Annotated in this window: 3 protein-coding genes and 1 pseudogene; 1 reads left to right on the top strand and 3 read right to left on the bottom strand. The window is 35.1% G+C overall.

Translation table 11 applies throughout. From position 1 onward, the window contains the following. A partial coding sequence (locus tag KA873_RS13655; RefSeq protein WP_245337712.1) for a hypothetical protein occupies positions 1–328 on the top strand: 328 nt, incomplete at its 5' end. A 48-nt stretch (positions 329–376) separates the two neighbouring features. On the opposite strand, the gene tet(L) is transcribed toward KA873_RS13655, so the two are convergent. The 3 genes and pseudogenes from tet(L) to KA873_RS12685 all read right to left on the bottom strand — a co-directional run. After that, on the bottom strand, positions 377–1,753 hold the full coding sequence (tet(L), locus tag KA873_RS12695) for a tetracycline efflux MFS transporter Tet(L) (RefSeq protein ID WP_002294500.1): 1,377 nt from the start codon (positions 1,751–1,753) through the stop codon (positions 377–379). A gap of 33 nt (positions 1,754–1,786) precedes the next feature. Continuing rightward, a pseudogene (locus tag KA873_RS13780) lies at positions 1,787–1,849 on the bottom strand (tetracycline resistance efflux system leader peptide). Between the two features lie 103 nt (positions 1,850–1,952). After that, on the bottom strand, positions 1,953–2,199 hold a 247-nt coding region (locus KA873_RS12685), incomplete at its 5' end, for a protein rep (RefSeq protein ID WP_239436926.1).

The raw sequence follows: 2,199 nt of genomic DNA, 5'->3' as shown, positions 1-2,199 counted from the left end.
CCTTAGTAAGGGTGCAGTGCCCCACCTCAGCAAAGGGGGGTTTTGCTCTCGTGCTCGTTTAAAAATCAGCAAGGGACAGGTAGTATTTTTTGAGAAGATCACTCAAAAAATCTCCACCTTTAAACCCTTGCCAATTTTTATTTTGTCCGTTTTGTCTAGCTTACCGAAAGCCAGACTCAGCAAGAATAAAATTTTTATTGTCTTTCGGTTTTCTAGTGTAACGGACAAAACCACTCAAAATAAAAAAGATACAAGAGAGGTCTCTCGTATCTTTTATTCAGCAATCGCGCCCTTTAATGGAACAAAAAGATTTGAATTCCTGTTATAAAAAAAGGATCAATTTTGAACTCTCTCCCAAAGTTGATCCCTTAACGATTTAGAAATCCCTTTGAGAATGTTTATATACATTCAAGGTAACCAGCCAACTAATGACAATGATTCCTGAAAAAAGTAATAACAAATTACTATACAGATAAGTTGACTGATCAACTTCCATAGGTAACAACCTTTGATCAAGTAAGGGTATGGATAATAAACCACCTACAATTGCAATACCTGTTCCCTCTGATAAAAAGCTGGTAAAGTTAAGCAAACTCATTCCAGCACCAGCTTCCTGCTGTTTCAAGCTACTTGAAACAATTGTTGATATAACTGTTTTGGTGAACGAAAGCCCACCTAAAACAAATACGATTATAATTGTCATGAACCATGATGTTGTTTCTAAAAGAAAGGAAGCAGTTAAAAAGCTAACAGAAAGAAATGTAACTCCGATGTTTAACACGTATAAAGGACCTCTTCTATCAACAAGTATCCCACCAATGTAGCCGAAAATAATGACACTCATTGTTCCAGGGAAAATAATTACACTTCCGATTTCGGCAGTACTTAGCTGGTGAACATCTTTCATCATATAAGGAACCATAGAGACAAACCCTGCTACTGTTCCAAATATAATTCCCCCACAAAGAACTCCAATCATAAAAGGTATATTTTTCCCTAATCCGGGATCAACAAAAGGATCTGTTACTTTCCTGATATGTTTTACAAATATCAGGAATGACAGCACGCTAACGATAAGAAAAGAAATGCTATATGATGTTGTAAACAACATAAAAAATACAATGCCTACAGACATTAGTATAATTCCTTTGATATCAAAATGACCTTTTATCCTTACTTCTTTCTTTAATAATTTCATAAGAAACGGAACAGTGATAATTGTTATCATAGGAATGAGTAGAAGATAGGACCAATGAATATAATGGGCTATCATTCCACCAATCGCTGGACCGACTCCTTCTCCCATGGCTACTATCGATCCAATAAGACCAAATGCTTTACCCCTATTTTCCTTTGGAATATAGCGCGCAACTACAACCATTACGAGTGCTGGAAATGCAGCTGCACCAGCCCCTTGAATAAAACGAGCCATAATAAGTAAGGAAAAGAAAGAATGGCCAACAAACCCAATTAACGACCCGAAACAATTTATTATAATTCCAAATAGGAGTAACCTTTTGATGCCTAATTGATCAGATAGCTTTCCATATACAGCTGTTCCAATGGAAAAGGTTAACATAAAGGCTGTGTTCACCCAGTTTGTACTCGCAGGTGGTTTATTAAAATCATTTGCAATATCAGGTAATGAGACGTTCAAAACCATTTCATTTAATACGCTAAAAAAAGATAAAATGCAAAGCCAAATTAAAATTTGGTTGTGTCGTAAATTCGATTGTGAATAGGATGTATTCACATTTCAACCTCCAATAATGAGGGCAGACGTAGTTTATAGGGTTAATGATACGCTTCCCTCTTTTAATTGAACCCTGTTACATTAATTACACTTCATAATTAATTCCTCCTAAACTTGATTAAAACATTTTACCACATATAAACTAAGTTTTAAATTCAGTATTTCACCACTTATACAACAATATGGCCCGTTTGTTGAACTACTCTTTAATAAAATAATTTTTCCGTTCCCAATTCCACATTGCAATAATAGAAAATCCATCTTCATCGGCTTTTTCGTCATCATCTGTATGAATCAAATCGCCTTCTTCTGTGTCATCAAGGTTTAATTTTTTATGTATTTCTTTTAACAAACCACCATAGGAGATTAACCTTTTACGGTGTAAACCTTCCTCCAAATCAGACAAACGTTTCAAATTCTTTTCTTCATCATCGGTCATAAAATCC

Origin of the sequence: Staphylococcus sp. GDY8P45P, assembly GCF_017892745.1 — a bacterium.
In the GTDB taxonomy this organism is placed as follows: domain Bacteria; phylum Bacillota; class Bacilli; order Staphylococcales; family Staphylococcaceae; genus Staphylococcus; species Staphylococcus cohnii.
Note: the sequence above shows the minus strand (reverse complement) of the source record. Positions and strands in the feature narration are given on the sequence as shown.